We start from the raw sequence: 18012 nt of genomic DNA on the forward strand, positions 1-18012 counted from the left end.
AGCGACCATACTCAACCACGGTTAGCACACAGAGGATTGCCCCATGCTATGGAAAAAAGGCCGACGCAGCGACAACGTGGTGGATGCCCGCGATGACAGCGGCGGCGGTGGCGGCGGCATGCGTTTTGGCGGCGGCAAGGGCCTGAGCCTGACGGCTGTGGTCCTGATCGTCGGCATTGGCTGGCTGACCGGCCAGGACCCGCTGCAGATCCTCGGCCAACTCACCGGCCAGATGGACCAGGCGCCCCAGGTCAGCACCCAGCCGCGCCAGGCGCCGCCGGCCAACGACGAGCAAGCCGATTTTGTCCGCGCGGTGCTGGGCGATACCGAAGACACCTGGGGCCAGGTGTTCAAGGAAAACGGCCTGGCCTACCAGAACCCGAAACTGATCCTGTTCCGTGGCCGGGTCAATTCCGCCTGCGGCGGTGCCACCTCGGCCAGCGGCCCGTTCTATTGCCCGGCCGACCAGCAGGTGTACCTGGACCTGGATTTCTTCCGCGAAATGTCCCAACGCTTCCAGGCCGCCGGTGATTTTGCCCAGGCGTATGTGATCGCCCACGAAGTCGGGCACCACGTGCAGACGCTGCTCGGGATCTCGGCCAAGATCCAGGCCGCACGCCAGCAAGGCCGGCAGATGCAGGGCGACGGCGGCCTGCTGGTGCGCCAGGAACTGCAAGCCGACTGTTTCGCCGGCGTGTGGGCCAACCGCGCGCAAAAGCGCCTCAACTGGCTGGAGCCCGGCGATATCGAAGAAGCCCTGAATGCGGCCAACGCCATTGGCGATGACCGCCTGCAGCAACAGGGTCAAGGCCGCGTGGTGCCCGACTCGTTTACCCACGGCACCTCGGCGCAGCGGGTGCGCTGGTTCAAGACCGGCTTCGGCCAGGGCCAGATCACTCAATGCGACACCTTCGGGGCCAAGAGTCTTTAGATGAATAGACGATGGGGATGGCTGCTGGGCTTGTTAGTGTCGTGCTCAACTTTGGCTGCCGAACACGGCGTCAAGGTGGTCAGCCCCGATCGCTTTCACTTGGCGTCCGGCGATCTGAGCCTGGGCCTGAGCCAGGACTGGCGCCAGCCGTTGCCCGACGTCACTCGCGCGCTGATCATCGTGCACGGTCGCCTGCGGAATGCGCAGACTTACCTGCAAAGTGGTGTCGAGGCCGCCGCGCGGGCCGGGCTTGGCAGCACGACGCTGGTCATTGCGCCGCAATTTCTGAATGCGTCCGACGTCAAGCGAAACCACTTGGATGACCAGCTACTGCACTGGAAAGGCAACGACTGGATGGCCGGCGAGCCGTCCATCGGCCCTGGCCAAGTCAGTTCCTACGCCGCCCTCGACGAGATCATCGAGTACCTGGGCAACCGCAAGCGCTTCCCGGCGCTGAAGGAAATCGTGGTGGCCGGGCATTCCGGCGGTGGCCAGGTCGTGCAGCGTTTCGCACTCCTCGGCCATGACCACCCGACCCTGCAAACCGAAGGCATCCAACTGCGTTACGTGGTGGCCAACCCATCGTCCTACGCCTACTTCAGCCCCGTGCGCCCGGTGACGTTCGACGCCGCGAGTTGCCCGGGTTTCAACGACTGGAAGTACGGCCTGCAGCACCTGCCGGCCTACGCCAAAGGCCAGAGCGCGGAGCGGTTGGAACAGGCCTACGTGTCACGGGATATCACCTACCTGCTGGGCCAGCAGGACACCGACCCCAACCACCCGGCGCTGGATAAAAGCTGCGAAGCCGAAGCGCAGGGCGCGTATCGACTGATTCGCGGGCACGACTATTTCGACGACCTCCAGCAGCGCCATCCGCAGTTGCACCAGACGCTGGTGGAAGTGCCGGGGGTGGGGCATAACGGCGACGGGATGTTTACGTCGCCTGAGGGGCAGAAGGTGTTGTTCGCGAAATAACGGACGAAACCCAATGAAAAGGCGGAAGGTGCCTGGGCTAGATCAGCCGGCGCAGCGCCATGCAATCCTCGGCGTGCCAATCCGCCAACTCCGGCCATGGGTTCTGTGGCACGTTCACCAACACCGTCTTCGCCCCCGCTGCCCGACCGCAATCCAGGTCGAAGCGGTAATCGCCCACCATCACCATCTGGCTCGGCGGTACGTCCCAGGCGGCGGCCAGTTTCAGCAGGCCACCGGGATCGGGCTTGGGCGGCGCATCATCACGGCCCAGTACATCGTCGACGGCAAAGCAGTCCGCCAGGCCGATCGCCTCCAACGTGACATGCGCCAGTTCCCGCGCATTGCGGGTCAGGATGCCCAGTCGATAACCCCGCGCGGCCAGCTCGCGGACCAGCTCCACTGCACCGTCGGCGGCGACCGAGCCCAGGGCCAGTTCGCGCTCATGCTCCAGCAGCCAGGCGTGCTTGGCGGCAGCTACGTCGTGGGGCAACGCGGCAAGGTGAGTGAGGATGTCGTCCTCGGGGGGAATCCCCAGGGCTACGCGAATGGCGGCAAAGTCATGCACGGCCACCGTGAGGGTGCCGTCCATGTCGAAGACCCAATGTTTAATGTCCGCCAGGTTCATGCCCAATCCTTGCGATGACGAATCAAGCCTTCCTGGGTCACCGACGCCACCAGTTGCCCGGCGCGGTTGTACACGCTGCCGCGGGAGAACCCACGGGAGTTGCCGGCCCACGGGCTGTCCATGGCGTAGAGCAGCCAGTCATCGGCGCGCAGGTCGGCGTGGAACCACAGCGCATGGTCGAGGCTGGCGACCTGCATGTCGGTCTGCCACACGGTCTTGCCGTGGGGCAGCAGCGAGGTGGTCAGCAGGCCGAAGTCCGAGGCGTAGGCCAGCAGGTATTTATGCAGCGCCGGGGTATCGGCCAAAGCGCCGTCGGCGCGGAACCACACGTACTTGACCGGGTCGGACGGCTGCGGGTTGAACGGGTCTTTTTCGGTGACCGGGCGCACTTCGATCGGCTTGGGGCACAGCAGCTTTTCACGCATGTGTTCAGGGATCAGGTGCGCGCGCTGTTTGGTCAGCTCAAGCTCGGACGGCAGGTTTTCCGGGCCAACCACCACCGGCATGCTGGTCTGGTGCTCGAAGCCGGCTTCGTCGTACTGGAACGAGGCGCTGCAGGTGAAGATCGGGTGGCCTTTCTGAATTGCCGTGACCCGGCGCGTGCTGAAACTGCCGCCATCGCGCACGCGGTCCACCGAGTACACCACCGGCAAGGCGGCATCGCCGGGGCGCAGGAAATAACCGTGCAGGGAATGCACGTGACGCAAGTCTTCTACGGTCTGGCTGGCGGCCGACAACGACTGGCCCAGCACTTGGCCGCCGAACAGTTGACGAAAACCCAGGTCCTGGCTGCGGCCGCGAAAGAGGTTTTCCTCGATCGGCTCCAGGGTCAGCAGGTCCACCAGATCTTCCAATACTTGGCTCATTCAAACTCTCCTCAGAGCAAAACGGTATCTATCTGTAGGAACGAGCTCGCTCGCGAAGGTCGTTCACGCTGACGCAGCGCTTCTGGGGTATCGCGGCGCTTTGGCGTTTTTCGCGAGCAAACTCGCTCCTACAAGGGGTCTATTGAGCATGACCGCCTGCTTATCCGTGCAACGTGTCCAACCATTGGGCGCGGGTGATGCGGTACAAAACATGGGCTCGCAGCGGGTCATCGACTGCGACCTTGGGGTGTTCAAAATCTGCCTGCGGATCGTAATGCATACCGATGGCCTGCATGACTTTTTGTGATGGCAGATTGGCTTCAGTGGCAAAGGCGACGATTTCGTCCAGTTGCAGACGGTCGAAACCGCAACGCAGCGCTGTCCATGCCGCCTCGCTGGCGTAACCCAGGCCCCAATGCTCACGGCCCAGGCGCCAGCAGATTTCCACCGCCGGGGTGAAGCCCGCTTCAAAGCTGACATTCTGCAGCCCGGTCAGGCCGATGAGTTCACCGGTGTCCTTGCGTTGCAAGGCCCACAGGCCAAAGCCGTATTCGGCAAAATGGCCGCGTATCCGACCGATCAACGCCGCACTTTCCAGGCGGTCCAGCAGCGCCGGGAAATAGCGCATCACCTGCGGGTCGGCGCACATCTGCGCAAACGCCGACAGGTCGCTGTCGCGCCATTGGCGCAGCACCAGGCGTGCACTTTCCAATTCCAGTATCGGCTCCATGGGGGCCCTCTCTTGCCGTGTGCGTGAGTGTACAGCGCTGTTAAGATCCTTCGCAGACTCCTGTCAGAAAATCCCATGCCTTTGCCATTGATCTACCACGATGACTACAGCCCTGAATTCCCGGCAGACCACCGGTTCCCCATGGACAAGTTCCGCCTGTTGCGTGACCACCTGGTGTCCAGCGGACTGACCCAGGACAGCCAGTTGCTGCGCCCGGCGTTGTGCCCCGCGGAGATTCTGGCCCTGGCCCATGAACCTGGGTATATCGAGCGCTACATGAGCGGCGAATTGTCCCGCGAAGACCAGCGCCGCCTCGGCCTGCCCTGGAGCGAAGCCCTGGCCCGGCGCACGGTGCGCGCGGTCGGCGGCTCGCTGCTGGCGGCCGAACAGGCGCTGGAACACGGCCTGGCCTGCCACCTGGCCGGCGGCACCCATCACGCCCATTACGATTACCCGGCGGGCTTTTGCATCTTCAATGACCTGGCGGTGATCAGCCATTACCTGCTGGCCAGCGGCCGGGTCAGCCGCGTGCTGATCTTCGATTGCGACGTGCACCAGGGCGACGGCACCGCGCGCATCCTGCACGACACGCCGGACGCGATCACCGTGTCGCTGCACTGCGAAAAGAACTTCCCCGCGCGCAAGGCCCAGAGCGACTGGGACATCCCCCTGCCCATGGGCATGGGCGATGCCGACTACCTCAAGGTGGTGGACGACGCGCTCAATTACCTGCTGCCGCTGTACCAGCCCGACCTGGTGCTGTACGACGCCGGCGTCGATGTGCATAAGGATGACGCCCTCGGCTACCTCAAGCTGACAGACGCAGGCGTCGCCGCCCGCGACGAAAGCGTGATGCGCCACTGTCTGGGCCGCGACATTGCGGTGATGGGCGTGATCGGCGGCGGCTACAGCAAGGACCGCCCTGCCCTGGCCCGCCGCCACGGCATCCTGCACCACAGCGCCCAGCGGGTGTGGACGTCATCAGGTTGTCATTGAAGTGTGAGCGTTACCCACAATGCCTGTGGAACGGCCTGTGGATAAGTTGAGCGTAAGCGTCTGAAAGCGAGTCGCTGCATGGCTTGTAGGAAGGTGTACATTTTTTGATCAGGCAGCTGCGCCGTCGTCGGGTAGAATGCTCGGCCTATTCACCTCACCGTAGCCCTGCCCATGCCTCAGACCGCTCCTCAACACGTCACCATCATCGGCGGTGGCCCCGCCGGGCTGATGGCCGCCGAAGTCTTGAGCCTGGCGGGAGCACGGGTGGACCTCTACGACGGCATGCCCTCGGTGGGACGCAAGTTCCTGCTGGCGGGCGTGGGCGGCATGAACATCACCCACTCCGAAGCCTACCCGGCGTTCCTGTCCCGCTATGCCGAACGCGCACCGCAGATGGCGCCGTTGTTACGTGGGTTTGGTGCCGAAGCCTTGTGCGAATGGATCCATGGTTTGGGCATCCAGACCTTTGTCGGCACCTCAGGCCGGGTATTTCCTACCGACATGAAAGCCGCGCCGCTGTTGCGTGCCTGGCTCAAGCGCCTGCGCGACCAGGGCGTGGTTATCCACACCCGGCATCGTTGGACCGGCTGGAATGCCGAAGGTGATTTACTTATCCACAGCCCGGACGGCGAAAAAACCATCCACAGCGATGCCGTGTTGCTGGCCCTCGGCGGCGGCAGTTGGTCGCGCCTCGGCTCCGATGGCGCCTGGCGCCAACGGCTGGAAGACAGAGGCGTGGCCTGCGCGCCGTTACAGCCGAGTAATTGTGGCTTCGAGGTGTCGGCCTGGAGCGAACTGATGGTCAGCAAATTCGCCGGTGCACCGCTGAAAAACGTCGCCATCGGCTTGGCAGACGACAAACCTCGCCTGGGCGAATGCGTGATCACCGCGACCGGCATCGAGGGCAGCCTGATCTACGCGCTGTCGGCGCCGATTCGAGAAGCGATCAACCGCGACGGCGCGGCTACCGTACACATCGACCTGCTGCCGAGCAAGCCACTGGACAAGGTCCAGGCTGCCTTGGCCAAGCCGCGTGGCTCGCGCTCGATAAGCAAGCATCTGCACAGTCAGTTGGGGTTGGATGGGGTGAAGGCGGCGCTATTGCGCGAGCTGGCACCGGCGGGTCACTTCAATGATCCGGCGCAGTTAGCGCTGGCGATCAAGGCCTTGCCGTTGACGCTGGTGAAGACGCGGCCAATGGACGAGGCGATCAGCACCGCCGGCGGTGTGCCGTTTGAAGCGCTGGATGAGCGCCTGATGCTCAAGCAATTGCCAGGGGTGTTCTGCGCGGGGGAGATGCTGGACTGGGAAGCGCCGACCGGCGGGTATTTGCTGACCGGGTGTTTTGCCAGTGGCAGAGCCGCCGGGCGCGGCATGCTGGAATGGTTGAACACTAGAGATTTGCGGTGAGCTCAAGTCCGCTATCGGGAGCAAGCCCCCTCCCACAGTTTTGATTTGTGAATACATTCAAAATGTGGGAGGGGGCTTGCTCCCGATAGGGCATCAGCCAAGCCGCAACATCACTTCTTCTTACGCGGCCCAGTGTTGAACACCGGCACCTTGCGCACCGGCTTGATCGACGGCTCCGCCGGTGCCACTTCACCACTGTCCACCCACTTGCCCAGGTTGCGCTTACCGCCTCCGCCGGACGTTTTAGGCTTCTTCGGCTTTTTCGGTTTCTTCACCACTTGCCCGCTGGCATCGGTGTCCGGCACGCGGTGCTCCGGTTCGAAATCCGGCTCCATCTTGCGGGTCAAGGTCTGACGCGTGAGCATCTCGATGGCCGAGAGCATGTTGACTTCGTCGGCGCACACCAGGGAAATCGCCTCGCCGGTGTTGCCCGCGCGGCCGGTACGACCGATACGGTGGATGTAGTCCTCGGCCACAATCGGCAGGTCGAAGTTGACCACCAGCGGCAGGTCTTCGATATCCAGGCCACGGGCCGCCACGTCGGTGGCCACCAGGATCTGCACGTCGCTCGACTTGAAGCGGTCCAGCGCCCGCTGGCGGGTCGCCTGGGGTTTGTCGCCGTGGATGCCGTCGGCATTGATGCCCAGGCCCTGCAACTTATCCACCAACGCGTCCACGCCGTTACGGGTCTTGGCGAACACCAGCACCTGTTTCCAGCGGCCCTTGCGCATCAGGTGCACAAACAGCTCCGGCTTGCGCTTCTTGTCCACCGGTACCACCCATTGCTTGACGGTGTTGGCGGCGACATTGCGCGGGCTGACTTCGATGCTCAGCGGGTCGTTGAGCATCTGCCCGGCGAGCGTGCGGATGTCATCGGAGAAGGTCGCGGAGAACAGTAAAGTCTGGCGCTTTTTCGGCAGCATGCGGTAGATGTTCGCCAGTTCTTCGGAGAAGCCCAGGTCGAGCATGCGGTCGGCTTCATCCAGCACCAGGGTTTGCAGCTGATTGAGTTTCAGCGCGTTCTGGCGGAACAGGTCGATCAGGCGGCCAGGCGTGGCGACCAGTATGTCAACGCCTTTGCGCAGCTTCATCATCTGCGGGTTGATGCTCACGCCGCCGTACACCGCGTACGTGGTCAGCGGCAGGTGTTGGGCGTACTCGGCGACGCTGGCGTGCACCTGCTCGGCCAATTCGCGGGTCGGGCACAGGATCAGCGCGCGCGCCGAGTTGGCGGCGACTTTCGGCCCTTCCATGGTCAGCAGTTGCAGGAGCGGCACGGCGAAAGCGGCGGTCTTGCCGGTGCCGGTCTGGGCGGCGGCCATCAGGTCGCGGCCGGCCAGCACCGCCGGAATGGCTTGCGCCTGCACCGGCGTCGGAGTCTGGTAGCCGAGCGTCTCAAGGGCGCGCTGCAAGGGTTCGATCAGGCCAAGGGTGGCGAAAGTCATGTGTTTACCGTAGGAAAAATTCAGCGCAAGGGCGTAATGCGCGGCAGTTTACCTTATTTCCAGCTTGGGCTTTCGCCACTGGGGCAGGCTGATCAACAGCACGGCGCTGATGATCACCAGCATCGCCAGGGACTCTTCCAGGCCGATGGTCTCGCCGATGAACACAATCCCCAGCAATACCGCCACCGCCGGGTTGACATAGGCATAGCTGGTCGCCGCCGCCGGACGCACGTGCTTGAGCAAGTACATATAGGCGTTGAAGGCGATGATCGAGCCAAATACCGCCAGGTACGCCAGCGCCAGCCAGCCCTCCAGCGGCGGCATGGCCTGCAGGTGTTCACCGGTGAGCGCGCTGGCGATCAACAGGGTCACGCCAGCCACCAGCATTTCCGCGGAGCTGGCCATGGCGCCCGGCGGCAACGGCAGGCGTCGACTCCACACCGATCCGAATGCCCACGAAGCCGCCGCAAACAACAGCAACGCCGCGCCCATCGGGCTCGATTGCAAGGTGCTGCCCATGTTGAGCATGGCGATACCGACCATCCCCAGGATCACCCCGGCCCATTCCAGACGGGTATTACGCGCGCCCCAGAAATAACCACAGAGCAAGGTGAACAACGGCACGGTCGCCACCGCCAGCGCCGCCACGCCGGATGACACGCCGGTGTGCTCAGCCACACTCACGGCGCCATTGCCGAACGTCAGCAGCAAAATGCCGATCTTGGTCGCGGCCTTCCACTGCTGCCACGTCGGCGCAGGGGCGCCACGCCAGCGCAAAAAGCCATACATCGCAGCCCCGGCGAGCAGAAAGCGGATCCCGCCCAGCATCAACGGCGGCCAGTACGCCACACCGATACGAATCACTAGGTAGGTAGAACCCCAGATCACATACAACGCAAAAAAGGCGGCGATCAACGGTAAGGAAAAGCGACGTGGGCCAGGCATTGGGCAGCTCTGCGGCAGAAAAAAAGAGAGGCTTATTCTAAAAAGACATGTGCATAAACATAAGCTACAAAACCTGTTTAAACCGCCCATACACTTTTCAAAGCATGGTTGTAAGGGCTATAAACCGTGCTTTCGAAAGCCACCTGACGCTGGAGCCTTTTCATGGACAAATACGACCGCATGCTCCTCAGCGCCCTGCTCGAAGACGGCCGCGCGTCCTACGCGCAACTGGCGCGCACGGTCAACCTCTCGGCCCCGGCGGTTGCCGAGCGCGTGGCCAAGTTGGAAGCCAGCGGCGTGATCACCGGCTACCAGGCCAAGGTCGACCTGTCCAAAGTCGGCCTGCCGATCCAATGCCTGATTGAACTGAGGCTGACCAACCATGGCAGCCAGAAGGTGTACGACGCGCTGGCCGAAATCCCCGAACTGACCGAATGCCACCGGGTCACGGGCGATCCGTGCGTGATCATGCAGGCGGCGGTGGGCTCGATGCCGGAGCTGGAAAATCTGATCAACCGGATTGCGAAGTTCGGGTTCAGCAAGACCTCGATCATTTTGTCGAGCGCGATAGAGCGGCGGGTGCCGTTGGGGCAATTGGAAGGAAATGGGAAGAGTGGCGGCTGATCTACCACCATCGGGAGCAAGCCCCCTCCCACCTCAGAACCCGCGATGCTTCTTCAAATGCTCATTGATCTTCGCCGCCGGCACTTTCTGCAAGGTGCACAGCAGGTCATGGGACAGCTCGCGCAAGCCATGGGTGCGACGCAGTTGCTCAGCCAGGTACGCCGTCAGGTTGGCCGCCATTTCCGCATCCGCCATCGCCCGGTGAGCCTTGCCGGTATGAGGCAGTTGAGCGAAGGCATTCAACGTGCCGAGCTTGTGGTTGGGTGCCGAAGGCATCAGGCGGCGGGCCAGCAGCAGGGAGCAGGCGAATTTCTGCAGGCGGGTGCGGCGGATCAGGCCCAGTTCGAAATCCCAGAACTTCTGGTCGAACGCGGCGTTGTGCGCCAGCAGTGGTGTGGTGCCGACGAATTCGTTGACCTCATTCATCACCCGTTCGGCCGGCGGGGCGCTGCGCAGCATGGCGTTGCTGATGCCGGTGAGTTGCTCGATAAAGCCCGGCACGCGCACACCGGCGTTCATCAGGCTCTGGTAGCGGTCCACAATCTGGCCACGTTCGAGGATGACCACCGCGATTTCCGTGGCCCGGCAGTGGCTGCTCGGGGTGATGCCGGTGGTTTCAAAGTCGATGACCGCTATACGTTCCAAACCTGTTCCAACTCCGTCTAAACATCTATTTGAGCAGCAAAGCGCCTTCGATCGGCACGTAGCGGCTGGCGGCGCGTATCAATGAGTTGGCCGTCAGCCCCGGTACACCGTAGGCCACGGCTTCGACGCCGTGCTTGCTGATGATGCGGTCGAGCAGCATGTCAAAGTCACCGTCGCCGGAGGCCAGCACGATTTCGTCGACGTGATCGGCGGCATCCATGATGTCGAGGGTGATGCCCACGTCCCAGTCGCCTTTGGCCGAGCCGTCGCTGCGCTGGATATAGGGTTTGAGTTTTACCGTGAACCCCAGGTTGCGCAGGATCTGCTGGAACTGCTGCTGCTTGCTGTCGCCGCGGTCGATGGCATAGGCGTAGGCTTCGACGATCTGCCCGCGCGAGCTGATGTCAGCCCACAGGGCCGCGTAATTGAAGTGGCAGCCATAGGCCTGGCGAACGGTGTAGTAGAGGTTTTGAACATCGGCGAACACTGCAATTTTCTTCACCGCACTTCCTCATGACAGCCAGGCGCCAAGGCCCGGAAAGGGTGCCAGTATGCCAGCCGCGAGAAAGTTTCCGGGAAAAATCAGATCGGAGCGGCCAGCCGCCCCGATCTGGCTGTGGTCAGACGAAGGAATCGTCGTCGTCGAAAGACGAGGAATTGTCGGAATAATCGCTGTCCGCGAAGTTGTCGGCATTGTTGCTGCCCCAACTGTCATTGCCGGCGAACTTCTGATCGTCGTTGCCCCAGTTACTGTTGTCACTGGCCGGCGCCGGCACTTCGCGGATGATTTCTTCCACCACTTGCGGCTGTTGCGAGTTGTGGTTGAACAGGCTGCTGATGCCTTCGGCCAGCATCACACCACCGGCTACGCCCGCGGCGGTTTTCAGCGCGCCACCGAGGAAGCCACTGCCAATCGGCGCGGCGGGCTGTTGTGGTTGCTGATAGTTCTGCTGCGGGGCGCCATAGTTCTGCTGCGGTGCCGGCTGGCCGAACGAAGGCCTGCCCGGTTCACGCCAGCCGCCGCCGGAAGAGGCCGGCGCGCTCTGGGTGGGTTGGGCGTCTCGGGAGCCGCCGCCAAAGATACTCGACAGAAAACCACCACTGGCAGGCGCCGGTTGTGCCGCCTGGGACTTGGCCCGCTGCAGCTCATCCTGCAATTGCTGGATTTGTTGGGCCTGTTGTTTGTTCTGCGCGTCCAGGCTCTTGAGCGCGTGTTCCTGCACCAGGATCGATTGGGTCATGTAATACCCAGCCGCTGGTTGGCGAGACATATGCTCCTTGATCCGTGCTTCTGCTTGCGCATCGCGGGGGGCTGAGTCCGTTTCGGCTTGTTGCAACCGTGAAAACAGTCCGTCGATCAGGGTTTGCTCTTCGCTGTTCATGGCGACCTCGTTAGATTGCCGGTAGAAATCGTGGTCCCGCCTGGGCTCAGGTCGGGTACGCGCCTAGTTATGGGGGTGTTACCAGTTGTTTCAATGGTCTTTACTCAAGGTTTACGTTTGCGTCCCTGCGACCCTGATCGGTTAAAGTGTCGCCCTTGCTTCCTGGCCTGCGATGAACCTGATGAATCCGTTAGACGTACTGCGCGACTCTTTCCGTTTTACCCAGCGCAACCTGGGCGCCATCGTCCAGCTGTGCCTGCCGCTGGTGATCCTTGAAGCCCTGCTGCAACAGGTACTCGACCACACGCTCGGCCCGGACGCGTTCCCCGGCTACAGCGTGGTGGTGGGGTTGCTGGTGTACCCGCTGTATACCGGCGCGCTGATCCTGTTTCTCGACGCGCGCACCCGTGGCGAGTCGCCGCGCACCAAGGACGTGTGGGCCATGGCCCTGGCCCTGTGGCCGCGTTTTGCGCTACTGACGGCCATGAGCACGCTGCTGATATTGCTCGGCCTGTCGCTGTATTTCCTGCCGGGCCTGTGGCTGATGGTGGTGCTGGCGTTTGCCGAGTACCTGCTGGTGCTGCGCGGCATGTCGGCGCTGGAGGCGATGAAGGAAAGTTTCCGCCTGACCCGTGGGCATTTCTGGCGAATCCTGGTGTGCCTGCTGTGTGTGATGACCCCGTTGTGGCTGCTCAAGGGCGCCAGCGTGGCGGCGTATCCCGAGCCGGCGCCGCTGATCGGCGTGCTGATCGACAGCGCCCACAGCTTCCTGCAACTGTTCACCAGCGTGGTGCTGTTCCGTTTATTCATGCTGATCGGTGGCGATGCCGACGTGCGGTGATATGCTCCCCCCCACTCCTGACACGCTATAAGCCGAGCCGATGACCCGTTTATTGCGCATCACCCTGCTGGGCCTGCTGATCGTCGCAGGCCTGCTGACGGCCCTGATCTACAGCCTCACCTGGCGCCCCGCCGCCAAGGAAACCCTGCCAGTGAGCTGCGTCGCGCCCCGTGCGCCGACCCTGCTGCCTGGGCAGGCGCTCAAGGTCATGACCTGGAACGTGCAATACCTGGCCGGCAAGAACTACGTGTTCTGGTACGACACCGCCGACGGCAGCGGCCCGGACGAGCGCCCCACCGTGGAAGACATGGCCGCCAGCCTCGACGAAGTGGCGCGGGTGATTCGCGACGAACAACCCGACATCCTGTTGCTGCAGGAACTCGACGAAAACGCCAAGCCGTCCCACTACCAGGACCAGCTCGCGCTGTTGCAAGAGCGCCTGGTCGACCTCTACCCCTGCAGCGCCCAGACCTTCGACTGGAAAGCCGACTTCGTCCCCGACCACCATATCTTCGGCAGCGTCGGCCGCAAGCTGGCGACCCTGAGCCGCTACCAGATCGAGCACGCCGAGCGCCTGCAATTGCCGGCACCGGACGCCAACTTCATCAGTCGCCAGTTCCAACCCAAGCCCGCCCTGTTGCTCACCTACCTTCCCCTGAGCGACGGCGGCCAACTGGCGGTGCTCAACACCCGTTTCGACGGCGACGCCCCCGGCCGCAGCGCCGTGCAGGAGCAGGTCGCCACCACGGTCAAGCTGCTGGATAAATTCGAAAGCCGAGGCACGCCCTGGTTGATCGGCGGCGACTTCAACCTCCTGCCCCTGGGCCAATTCCTGCGCCTGGACGCCAGCAAACGCGGGCGCTATTCGCCGGACAGCGAACTGCACCTGTTGTGGGACAAGTACCCGATGATCCCGAGCAACAGCGAATCCAGCGGCATTGATCGCGAGAAATGGCTGACCCACTTCCCCAACGCCCCGAGCATCGACGGCCCGGATCGCACCCTGGATTACCTGTTCTACAGTTCCCGGATCAAACGCATCGAAGCCAAAGTGCGCCAGGACGACACACTGCGCATCTCCAACCATCTGCCGGTGATTGCGCGCTTCCTGCTGCCGGCTGCGCAGTAGGGTTTTCAGCCTGTTCCGACATACTTATCAGCCGCTTCCCATCGCCATTCCGACGGCAACTGACAGTAACTTCGTATTTTCCGCGTGATCGGCTTTTAACGGTTGCTCCCGCCCATTTTGCTGACTTAGGTTCCTCGTCAACGCTAACAATGACGAGGCAATGCCCATGCCAGGAAAACCCGCCGCGCGCGTTTCAGACCCCACCACCTGCCCCGTCCCCGGACACGGCACCAACCCCATCGCCAGCGGCTCGCCCGACGTCTTTTTCGACGGCCTCCCCGCCGCCCGAGTCGGCGATACCTGCACCTGCGGCCAAGCCCTCAGCGGCGAATTCGTCTCCACGGTGTTTATCAACGGCCGCAACGCCATGACCCTGGACGGCACCACCGACCACGGCGGCGTCGTGATCGGCGGTTCAGGCAGCGTCATCATCGGCAACACCCACACCCCCGCGCCGTTTATTCCGCCCTTGCCGATTGTTGGCGAGGCGCTCGTCGAGTTCAAAGCGAGGAATACCCGAACGGGTGAGCCGATCGCCCAACACGCCTACGAACTCGAAACCGCTGAAGGCCACACCGTAAAAGGCCAGACCGACGCCCAAGGCATGACCCAAAGCCTCACCACCTTCCAGCCTGACCTCGCGGTCGTGCGCTGGACGAACTGAGTCTCAAGGAAGCCTCCGATGACCGACCAATGCATTGCCCCACACGAACTGGACCTCAAAAAACTCTGGGACAGCACCTGCGAACTGTCCGCCTGCAAACGCACCACCAGTCACGATGGCAGAAACCCGAAAATCACCATCGAAGTGCCGATACTGACCTGCAGTTGCCTATGGCACAGGTTTCAAAAAGAAGCCGAAGAGTGGATCGCCCCCGGCGGCGTTTGTGTCGAAGCAGGTGGGGTGTGGGTTGTTGCATGCCACGAAATTGCAAGAAGGCATCGCAATGGAAAAAGAGGCGCATCGAAAATTACGAGAAACACCATCTGAAACACTCTATGAGGGGTTTGGATTTAAATTCAGTCGAATCGACCCCAAGGTTTGGGAGGACGTTGAAAAAGCCAGGTCCGAAAATCCGCTACCCACTACGGATATCACTTTAGGGGATAACCAGCGCTCTCTGGTGCAGGCGCAATTGGACTATGTATATGAGATGTTGGCATTGGGTAACACCGCGCTGTTTCTGGATGTTTATCCGTTGCACCGGTTTTTTATGGTGCGAGGATATAAGGAAATGGAACAGTGCATAGGAATCCGGGAAAAAATAGCCAACCATGTGATATGGCCGATAAAAGACCGGGTAAACTTCGGAACTCCCCACCAAGAAGTCCTTGATACATTTGAAGCCATTGAATCAGGAAATATCGCAGAAAGCGTTAACCACATGGCGACTCACGAACAAATCAATATCCTGCAACCAGCAATGTACGATGACGCACATTTCGCGTCACTTATATGGGGCACACATGCATCGGACAAATTATCAGTCGTTACCGGTTTGTTGTCTGGCGTTCCTGAAGGCATACAACTCACCTTAGCCAGTCAATGCAGAGTTTCGGACGAACGAAGTGTTTCCTTCAGTACTAATCCACTGTCCAATCTTGCTAATAAAAATCAACGAATGGAGTTCGTACTGCGAGCTGCCGCACAATTCAACAACCTTCTTAAATATCCCGCGAGCAGAAGCCAGCTGGAAAAATCCATTGCAAATATTGCCGATGGAACCGGAGTCCGCCCGTGAGCCGATCAAATAGACAGCGGCTGTTTTTTCTGACACTGGCAGTTTTTATCACAGTTAGTCTTAGTTTTTTGAATTCACCTTGGAGTAGCAAGACTCTATCGGTGCATATTGGAAAACCTTACACCGAAGTTATTAATGATTCGACATTTTCGGTAAGCCGCAACACCGCGATCTATCCTGGTGACCCAAGCGATGAAAAAGACCCACCCTACCCGGCCTCAACATGGGTCCGCACCCCTACAATTATTGAGTTTGACGACCCTGACTACGGATTCACCCTGCCTGAAACGATATTTGGGGCAGTAACTTATAAGGACCTTAGGGTTTCAACAATTACAACATCGCCAATGTCAGAAAGCTCACATTTTACAGAGGCTATCCTGCGCCTGACGGAAGTACAGAAAACACTTAAAAACCGTGACTGGAAACTCCAGAAAAAAGACAAAAACGGATGGTTCAAACTTGAATCCGCCACACAACAAGAACAACTTCAGAAAACACTTTTCGACCAAGCCAGCAGTATCAGTTTATACATCCCCGGAAAATACAGCTTATTCCTGAGCATTAAATGCTTCGAGCACTGTAGTGAGCGCGATACGAAGATCGCAAAGTACCTGATCGACATCAGCATTGGGCGAGAACGCACTTAAAACAGCGGGATAAGCACTTCAACAGTGAGGGTGCATTTTAACGAGCAACCTATTAAAGCGTTCATTTTGATAACCCCCAGCCGGACCTCGCCATCGTGCGCTGGACGAGCTGAGCCTCAAGGAAGCCTCCCATGACCGACCAATGCATCACCCCACACGAACTGGACCTCAAAAAACTCTGGGACAGCACCTGCGAACTGTCCGCCTGCAAGCGCGTCACCAGCCACGATGGCAGAAACCCGAAGACCACCATCGTAGTGCCGATACTGACCTGTCGCTGCCTCTGGAAAAGGTTTCAAAAAGAAGCCGAAGAGTGGATCGCCCCCGGCGGCGTACTCATCGCCGACCCACTCGCCCGCAACCGCAGGATCAACGCGGCGTATGCGCAATTGTGGCTGGCGGATAACCGGTTTCAATGGGCGGGCTTGGCGGCGTTTGCGTCGAAGCAGGTGGGGTGCGGGTTGTTGCATGCCGTCACGCTGGATGAACGCATCGAAGCGGAAAAAAAGGCTTATCAACAACTCAAAGAAAAAGCGCCCCAAGACCTGCTTGACCGCCGGAGGCTCAGCAACATCCGCCCAAAATCCGAAGAATGGCACGCGTGGGACCAGGCCAGACAACAGAACCCGGTTCCTCTGACGAGCAACCCACTGCTGGGTGGCGCGGTTACGACGTTGCAGGAAGAGTTGAAGTACGTTCATGAAATGCTGGCACTGGGGAATACGGCGCTGTTTCTGGATGTTTATCCGTTGCATCGGTTCTATATGGTGCGGGGATTTAAAGAGATGGAAGAGTGTATACGCAACCGTGACGTACTAAAAAACGAAGTAATTTGGCCAATTGCAGACAAAGTTCAATTTGGCATCGTCCAGCAGGAAATCATTCAAGCTTTTTTAAAAATCGAGCAAGGTAAAATCCATGAAAGTGTCTACGACATGGCATGGCATGAGCAACTAAATATTCTCCAACCTGCAATGTATGATGTAGAACGCTTTGCGTTACTAATGAGAGGAACTCAGACGGGCGATATAATTTCGGTAGTAACCGGCCTACTTTCAGGGTTATCCGAAGAAATACAACTGACTTTAGCAAGTCAATGCAAGGTAACTGACGATAAAAAAATCAGTTTCAGCCGAAACACAATTTCCGACTTGTCGGACAAAAGTCAGCGCATGAATTTTGTGACGCGAGCAGCAATACAATTTGACATCCTGCTTAAAAATCCAATTGCTCACGAGCAATTAAAAGCTTCCATTACAAAAATTGCCAACGGCGAGGGAGTAGAGTAATGCGCAAATTAATTTTAGGCATTTCACTCATAACATTGGTCACCCTAATATTTTATCTAAACTACAGCATCCAAAAAATCAGCACCATTTCATTACACGTAGGAAAATCCTATGCAGATATCCTTCGAGACTCTACATTCCCAGTAAAATCTAAAACTGTAATTCGCCAAACGGAGCCTCCCGTAGAGGATTCAACCTGGATTACCAGCCCAGTCATTGTAAAGTTTGATGACCCTCAACATAGTTTCATCCTACCGCCAACAAAGTTATTAGCTGTAGGCTACAGCGAAGGAAAAGTAACAACATTCACCACTTCCCCGATGCTTGAAACCTTGCCTTTCGACCAGTTAATTCCATTACTAGACCATATTCAGCAGATGCTAAAAAAATCCGGATGGATACCAAGAGATGACCACGAAAATTACACTTGGATCAAGACAGGTAGCGAAGCAGACAGAATCGCACTACAAAGCTTATTGTTCAATAAAGCCGTAACCGCGACGCTTTTGGTACCTCGTAAATACAGCATGTCACTCATCGTCAAATGCTATGCACGCTGCAATGAACATGATCCGAATACGGCAAAATATCTAATTGATGTCAGTGTGGGAATGGATTTGAGAAACATATAAATGACAGCCCCTGATAATGCTCTGACAAACAAATATCAGCCCATAGGCTTTTTCAAATAACAGAAACCCCACTTAAATAGCCTACTTAAAAAATCAATCACTTGCGACCAATCAAGCGACCTCATTACAAAATCACTAACGAGAGAGAAAATAGA

19 protein-coding genes and 1 pseudogene are annotated in these 18012 nt (G+C 59.5%); 12 read left to right on the top strand and 8 right to left on the bottom strand.

Translation table 11 applies throughout. From position 1 onward, the window contains the following. Positions 1 to 43 precede the first annotated feature (43 nt). Both ACLH0J_RS05245 and ACLH0J_RS05250 read left to right on the top strand, forming a co-directional pair. Complete coding sequence (locus tag ACLH0J_RS05245; protein WP_411391133.1) at positions 44 to 931, top strand: neutral zinc metallopeptidase; 888 nt, start codon at positions 44 to 46, stop codon at positions 929 to 931. Further along, positions 932 to 1906: an alpha/beta hydrolase gene (locus ACLH0J_RS05250; protein ID WP_411391134.1), complete on the top strand. Its 975-nt coding sequence runs from the start codon at positions 932 to 934 to the stop codon at positions 1904 to 1906. Between the two features lie 37 nt (positions 1907 to 1943). On the opposite strand, the gene ACLH0J_RS05255 is transcribed toward ACLH0J_RS05250, so the two are convergent. The 3 genes from ACLH0J_RS05255 to ACLH0J_RS05265 all read right to left on the bottom strand — a co-directional run bounded on the left by ACLH0J_RS05255 (position 1944) and on the right by ACLH0J_RS05265 (position 4127). Further along, the gene (locus ACLH0J_RS05255) at positions 1944 to 2531 is read right to left on the bottom strand and encodes an HAD family hydrolase (RefSeq protein WP_411391135.1); all 588 of its coding nucleotides are present in this window, start codon (positions 2529 to 2531) and stop codon (positions 1944 to 1946) included. Next, positions 2528 to 3397 carry an acyl-CoA thioesterase II gene (tesB, locus tag ACLH0J_RS05260; RefSeq protein ID WP_411391136.1) on the bottom strand — a complete coding sequence of 290 codons (870 nt, stop codon included), beginning with the start codon at positions 3395 to 3397 and terminating at the stop codon, positions 2528 to 2530. The genes ACLH0J_RS05255 and tesB overlap by 4 nt, the downstream gene beginning before the upstream one ends. 160 nt (positions 3398 to 3557) lie before the next feature. Then, positions 3558 to 4127, bottom strand: coding sequence for a GNAT family N-acetyltransferase (locus ACLH0J_RS05265; protein WP_411391137.1), 570 nt, complete (start codon positions 4125 to 4127; stop codon positions 3558 to 3560). Positions 4128 to 4202: 75 nt separating this feature from the next. Here ACLH0J_RS05265 and ACLH0J_RS05270 point away from each other — a divergent pair, with 75 nt between their 5' ends. Both ACLH0J_RS05270 and ACLH0J_RS05275 read left to right on the top strand, forming a co-directional pair. Next, positions 4203 to 5123, top strand: coding sequence for a histone deacetylase (locus ACLH0J_RS05270; protein ID WP_411391138.1), 921 nt, complete (start codon positions 4203 to 4205; stop codon positions 5121 to 5123). 171 nt (positions 5124 to 5294) lie between these two features. Further along, the gene (locus ACLH0J_RS05275; RefSeq protein ID WP_411391139.1) at positions 5295 to 6533 is read left to right on the top strand and encodes a TIGR03862 family flavoprotein; all 1239 of its coding nucleotides are present in this window, start codon (positions 5295 to 5297) and stop codon (positions 6531 to 6533) included. 110 nt (positions 6534 to 6643) lie between these two features. Here the strand turns inward: ACLH0J_RS05275 and ACLH0J_RS05280 are convergent, their stop codons facing one another. After that, complete coding sequence (locus ACLH0J_RS05280; protein WP_411391140.1) at positions 6644 to 7978, bottom strand: DEAD/DEAH box helicase; 1335 nt, start codon at positions 7976 to 7978, stop codon at positions 6644 to 6646. Between the two features lie 48 nt (positions 7979 to 8026). Beyond that, positions 8027 to 8923 (bottom strand): drug/metabolite exporter YedA, encoded by an 897-nt coding sequence (gene yedA / locus ACLH0J_RS05285; RefSeq protein WP_411391141.1) that lies wholly within the window; start codon positions 8921 to 8923, stop codon positions 8027 to 8029. Between the two features lie 162 nt (positions 8924 to 9085). Here yedA and ACLH0J_RS05290 point away from each other — a divergent pair, with 162 nt between their 5' ends. After that, a complete protein-coding gene (locus ACLH0J_RS05290) occupies positions 9086 to 9547 on the top strand; it encodes an Lrp/AsnC family transcriptional regulator (protein WP_411391142.1) in 462 nt (153 codons plus the stop codon). 33 nt (positions 9548 to 9580) lie between these two features. Here ACLH0J_RS05290 and ACLH0J_RS05295 read toward each other — a convergent pair whose 3' ends face one another. The 3 genes from ACLH0J_RS05295 to ACLH0J_RS05305 all read right to left on the bottom strand — a co-directional run bounded on the left by ACLH0J_RS05295 (position 9581) and on the right by ACLH0J_RS05305 (position 11574). Continuing rightward, positions 9581 to 10192 carry a PolC-type DNA polymerase III gene (locus ACLH0J_RS05295; protein ID WP_010562516.1) on the bottom strand — a complete coding sequence of 204 codons (612 nt, stop codon included), beginning with the start codon at positions 10190 to 10192 and terminating at the stop codon, positions 9581 to 9583. 25 nt (positions 10193 to 10217) lie between these two features. Further along, the gene (locus tag ACLH0J_RS05300; RefSeq protein ID WP_411391143.1) at positions 10218 to 10694 is read right to left on the bottom strand and encodes an NYN domain-containing protein; all 477 of its coding nucleotides are present in this window, start codon (positions 10692 to 10694) and stop codon (positions 10218 to 10220) included. Positions 10695 to 10812: 118 nt separating this feature from the next. Continuing rightward, the gene (locus ACLH0J_RS05305) at positions 10813 to 11574 is read right to left on the bottom strand and encodes a DUF2076 domain-containing protein (RefSeq protein WP_411391144.1); all 762 of its coding nucleotides are present in this window, start codon (positions 11572 to 11574) and stop codon (positions 10813 to 10815) included. Between the two features lie 181 nt (positions 11575 to 11755). On the opposite strand from ACLH0J_RS05305, the gene ACLH0J_RS05310 reads away from it, so the two are divergent. The 7 genes and pseudogenes from ACLH0J_RS05310 to ACLH0J_RS05340 all read left to right on the top strand — a co-directional run bounded on the left by ACLH0J_RS05310 (position 11756) and on the right by ACLH0J_RS05340 (position 17857). Beyond that, a complete protein-coding gene (locus ACLH0J_RS05310) occupies positions 11756 to 12415 on the top strand; it encodes a YciC family protein (protein ID WP_321145136.1) in 660 nt (219 codons plus the stop codon). Between the two features lie 40 nt (positions 12416 to 12455). Then, positions 12456 to 13544: an endonuclease/exonuclease/phosphatase family protein gene (locus tag ACLH0J_RS05315; RefSeq protein ID WP_411391145.1), complete on the top strand. Its 1089-nt coding sequence runs from the start codon at positions 12456 to 12458 to the stop codon at positions 13542 to 13544. A gap of 166 nt (positions 13545 to 13710) precedes the next feature. Beyond that, on the top strand, positions 13711 to 14208 hold the full coding sequence (locus tag ACLH0J_RS05320) for a PAAR domain-containing protein (RefSeq protein WP_411391146.1): 498 nt from the start codon (positions 13711 to 13713) through the stop codon (positions 14206 to 14208). 18 nt (positions 14209 to 14226) lie between these two features. Beyond that, positions 14227 to 15286, top strand: a pseudogene (locus ACLH0J_RS05325) (DUF2515 family protein). Then, positions 15283 to 15936 (top strand): hypothetical protein, encoded by a 654-nt coding sequence (locus tag ACLH0J_RS05330; RefSeq protein ID WP_411391147.1) that lies wholly within the window; start codon positions 15283 to 15285, stop codon positions 15934 to 15936. The pseudogene ACLH0J_RS05325 and the gene ACLH0J_RS05330 overlap by 4 nt, the downstream one beginning before the upstream one ends. Before the next feature lie 131 nt (positions 15937 to 16067). Next, positions 16068 to 17225, top strand: coding sequence for a DUF2515 family protein (locus ACLH0J_RS05335; RefSeq protein WP_411391148.1), 1158 nt, complete (start codon positions 16068 to 16070; stop codon positions 17223 to 17225). Beyond that, the gene (locus ACLH0J_RS05340) at positions 17225 to 17857 is read left to right on the top strand and encodes a hypothetical protein (RefSeq protein ID WP_411391149.1); all 633 of its coding nucleotides are present in this window, start codon (positions 17225 to 17227) and stop codon (positions 17855 to 17857) included. The genes ACLH0J_RS05335 and ACLH0J_RS05340 overlap by 1 nt, the downstream gene beginning before the upstream one ends. Positions 17858 to 18012 lie beyond the last annotated feature (155 nt).

This window comes from Pseudomonas sp. MPB23 (genome assembly GCF_046605395.1).
Lineage (GTDB): Bacteria > Pseudomonadota > Gammaproteobacteria > Pseudomonadales > Pseudomonadaceae > Aquipseudomonas.